The sequence below is a fragment of the Nocardioides sp. genome, from assembly GCF_016462705.1.
Classification (GTDB): domain Bacteria; phylum Actinomycetota; class Actinomycetes; order Propionibacteriales; family Nocardioidaceae; genus Nocardioides.
Window position 1 is genome coordinate 1 of sequence record NZ_JAEMSS010000281.1, and the last position, 3,733, is coordinate 3,733.

4 protein-coding genes and 1 pseudogene are annotated in these 3,733 nt (G+C 73.1%); 4 read left to right on the forward strand and 1 reads right to left on the reverse strand.

The window, feature by feature from the left end; genetic code table 11:
• Window positions 1-926 (reverse strand): wax ester/triacylglycerol synthase family O-acyltransferase (locus tag JHD21_RS21410; protein WP_292679523.1); only part of this gene is annotated, 926 nt, incomplete at its 3' end.
• A 119-nt stretch (window positions 927-1,045) separates the two neighbouring features.
• Between JHD21_RS21410 and JHD21_RS21415 the strand changes: the two genes are divergently transcribed.
• The 4 genes and pseudogenes from JHD21_RS21415 to JHD21_RS21430 all read left to right on the forward strand — a co-directional run.
• Entirely contained in the window at window positions 1,046-1,699 is a 654-nt protein-coding gene (locus tag JHD21_RS21415) for an HNH endonuclease family protein (RefSeq protein WP_292679524.1), read from the forward strand.
• 158 nt (window positions 1,700-1,857) lie between these two features.
• Window positions 1,858-2,193: a hypothetical protein gene (locus tag JHD21_RS21420; RefSeq protein ID WP_292679526.1), complete on the forward strand. Its 336-nt coding sequence runs from the start codon at window positions 1,858-1,860 to the stop codon at window positions 2,191-2,193.
• A 40-nt stretch (window positions 2,194-2,233) separates the two neighbouring features.
• Window positions 2,234-3,334: an FUSC family protein gene (locus JHD21_RS21425; protein WP_292679527.1), complete on the forward strand. Its 1,101-nt coding sequence runs from the start codon at window positions 2,234-2,236 to the stop codon at window positions 3,332-3,334.
• Window positions 3,335-3,363: 29 nt separating this feature from the next.
• Window positions 3,364-3,733, forward strand: a pseudogene (locus tag JHD21_RS21430) (DNA polymerase IV); the annotation flags it as partial.

The window sequence follows — 3,733 nt, forward strand, 5'->3', positions numbered from 1 at the left end:
GAGGCGACCTGGGACTGCTTGGCGTTGAGGCCGACCGGCACCATCGCGACCAGCGGTGCGTCGGGCAGGGCGTCGAGCTCGCGCAGGTAGGTCCGCAACGCGCCCGAGCACATCGCGATCACGACGTCGTTGAGGGTGGTCCCGGTGGCCTTGCCGATGCCGCGGAGCCGCTCGATCGGCCAGTCCTGGGCGGCGAACCGGCGGGAACCGGTGATGGGCTGGTTGAAGATCGTGCGCGGGGCGTAGAGCGAGAGCGCCGAGGTCTCGTTCTTGAGGCTCTTGGTCAGCGTCTTGATGAGCGCCCCCGGCATCCCGGCGGCCTCGCTGGTGATGCCGAGCGCGGTGCGCAGCGCGGTCATCGGCACCTCGGAGAGGCTCAGCTCCGCGGACTTCTTCCGCGGGCGGGCACTGCCCAGCGCCCACGGCGCCGGCATGTCCCGCTCGTCGGGGTCGGTGCTGAGGACGCTGGCGAGCAGCCGCATCGCCGAGACGCCGTCCACGAGGGCGTGGTGAGTCTTGGTGTACATCGCGACCCGGCCGTCGCGCAGCCCTTCGATGACGTGCGCCTCCCACAGGGGCCGCTCCCAGGCGAGGCGGGTGCTGTGCAGCCGCGAGCAGAGGTCGAGCAGCTCGCGGATCCGGCCGGGCTTGGGCAGGGCGCTGTGCCGGACGTGGTGCTCGATGTCGAACTGGTCGTCGTCCTTCCAGACCAGCTGGGCCCCGGTGCGCAGGGACCGGTGCGGGTGCTTGAGGAACAGGGGCGCGATCTCGTCGACGTCGCGCATCTGCTCGAACATGTCGCGGATGTAGTCGCGGCCCGCACCCTCGGGCTTCTCGAACAGCTGGAGGCCGCCGACGTGCATCGGCATGTTGCGGTTCTCAGCGAGCAGGAACCCCGCGGACGTCGGGTCGATCGGTGAGACCACCAGGAACCTCGCTGTCTGTGTGTATCAAGCCGTGGGGTCGGATCCTCCCTTGTGGTGACGACCGCCACAAGGGAGTCTCCAGGTACCCACCATCAGCCACTCATCTCTCGGGAGCTCGCATGGTCCGTCGCACCCTGCTGTCCGGCCTGGTTCCGGTCGTCGCCCTCCTCGCCCAGCTGGCCGGCGCGTCGCCCGCCGCCGCGGCGACGTACTCCGCCTCGCTCACCACGGCCGTCGCCGACCTGCCGGTGGCCGCCGAGGTGCGGACCGGCTACTCCCGCGACCTGTTCCCGCACTGGGTCGACGCGGACGGCGACGGGTGCAGCACCCGCAACGAGGTCCTGATCTCCGAGGCCGACGACCCCGTGACCGTCGGCAGCGGCTGCGCGCTCACCGGAGGCCGGTGGTTCTCCTACTACGACGGGGTGTCGCAGTACGCCGCCGGCGACCTCGACATCGACCACATGGTCCCGCTCGCGGAGGCGTGGGACTCCGGGGCGCGGACCTGGTCGACGGCCACCCGCCGGCTGTTCGCCAACGACCTGGGCGACCACCGCTCCCTGGTGGCGGTGACCGCCTCGGTGAACCGGTCCAAGGGCGACCAGGACCCCCGCGAGTGGCTGCCGGCCCGCGAGGTCTGCCGCTACGTCAAGGAGTGGGTGGCGGTGAAGCACCGCTGGCGGCTCACCGTGGACGCGGACGAGAAGGCCTCGCTCCAGTCGCTGGCGGCCGGGTGCAGCAACACCACGATCACGGTGAGCCTGGCCCGCTGACCCTGGCCGCTGACCCTCGGTCGGCCGCTCGGCGTCCACAACCGACGTCCCGGCCTGGTGGTCCACAGGTGCCCGGTCGCGCTCGGCGGGGCGTCGGGCCGCGCTCCTAGCGTCCTGTCCCGAGCCGGAAGCTCCGGCCGACAGCCTCGGGAGACCGCATGACACTTCTTCGTACCCTGCTCGTCGCCGCCCTCGTCTCGACCGTGCCCGCGGTCGCGCTGGTGTCCGCGGCCGGCTCGGCCTCGAGCGTGGTGGCGCCGCCGGGCGACACGATCGTCGAGATCACCGGCGATGCCGCCAACGGCTTCGAGATCGAGCACTACGACGGCACCTCGATCTACCCGCCCACCGACTCCGAGGCGCTCGCCGAGTGCCGCGAGTACGACCGCCGGGTGGCCCGGGTCCGCTGCCGCACCGAGGTGCTGACCTGGTACCGCGACCTGGCGGCTACCCAGCAGGCGCTGGAGTGGGCGCACCAGGCGGGGACCGCATGACGTCGGGCGCCGACCGGGCGCTCTGGCACGATCGAGCGCTATGGAGGCAGGCGCGCTCGACCGGACGCTCGCGCGCGGCCGGACCTCCGCGCGTGCGCGGGTCGCCCGGGTGCGGTCCAAGGGCTTCCACATCGCGCAGTGCGCGGTCGCCGCGGGCGTCGCCTGGCTGATCGCGGCCGACCTGCTCGGGCACCAGACGCCCTTCTTCGCCCCCGTCGCCGCCGTGGTCTGTCTCGGCACCTCCTACGGCCAGCGGCTGAGGCGGGTCGCCGAGGTCACGCTCGGGGTGGCGGTCGGGGTGTTCCTCGCGGACCTGCTGGCGATGGGGATCGGGTCGGGCTGGTGGCAGCTGATCGTGGTGGTCGCGCTCTCGATGAGCGTCGCGCTGCTGCTCGACGGCGGCCAGCTGCTGGTGATCCAGGCGATGGTGCAGTCGATCATCATCAGCGCTCTGGCCCCGGCCCCCGGCGAGGCGCTGGTCCGGGTGAGCGACGCGGTGATCGGCGGCGCCGTGGCGCTGGTCGCGGCGACCGTGGTGCCGGCGGCACCGCTGCGCCGCCCCCGGGAGCAGGCGGCCCTGGTGGTCCACAAGATCTCGGCGCTGCTGCGCGCGGCGGCCGCCGTCATGCAGGACGGGCACCCGGACCGGGCGCTGGCGCTGCTGGCGGACGCCCGGGCGACCGACGGCCTGATCCGGGAGCTGCAGATGGCGGCCGAGGAGGGCATGGCGGTGGTGACCTCGTCGCCGTTCCGGATCCGGCACCGCTCGGACATCCGCCGGATGGCCGACCTGGTGGAGCCGCTGGACCGGGCGCTGCGCAGCACCCGGGTGCTGGTGCGGCAGACCGCGGTGGCGGCCTACCGTCAGCGGCCGGTGCCGAAGTCCTACGCGCTGCTGGCCATGGACCTGGCCGACGCGACCGACATGGTGGCCGCGGAGCTGGAGGCCGACCGGCTCGCCATCGGTGCCCGCGACGCCCTGCTGGCCGTCGGGGAGGCCTCCGGACTGGTCGGCCGGGCCGAGGAGATGAACGCTGAGGTGGTGCTCATCCAGCTCCGCTCCGTGGTGGTCGACCTGCTGCTCCTGACCGGGATGAGCCAGATGGAGTCGACCGACGCGCTGCCGCCCCCGCCGCGATGAGCGGGCCCGACGGTTCGGGTCAGTCCACCGTGGACACGTCCGGACGCCCGATCGAGCACTGGGTGCTGCACGTCGACCTCGACCAGTTCATCGCCGCCGTCGAGGTGCTCCGGCGCCCGGAGCTGGCCGGCCTGCCGGTGGTCGTCGGCGGTGACGGCGACCCGACCAAGCGCGGCGTGGTCGCGACGGCGTCCTACGAGGCGCGCGAGCTCGGCGTCGGGTCCGGGATGCCGATGCGCACGGCCGTGAGGAAGATCCCGGACGCGGTGTTCCTGCCGGCCGACCACGCGGCGTACGACGTGGCGTCGGCCGCGGTGATGGACACGCTCCGCTCGCTCGAGTGGGGTGGCCGGCCGGTGGTCGTGGAGGTCCTCGGATGGGACGAGGCCTTCGTGGCTG

Coding starts and splice junctions, on each gene's coding strand:
- JHD21_RS21415 (WP_292679524.1), top strand. CDS start 1,046: ATGGTCCGTCGCACCCTGCTGTCCGGCCTGGTTCCGGTCGTCGCCCTC.
- JHD21_RS21420 (WP_292679526.1), top strand. CDS start 1,858: ATGACACTTCTTCGTACCCTGCTCGTCGCCGCCCTCGTCTCGACCGTG.
- JHD21_RS21425 (WP_292679527.1), top strand. CDS start 2,234: ATGGAGGCAGGCGCGCTCGACCGGACGCTCGCGCGCGGCCGGACCTCC.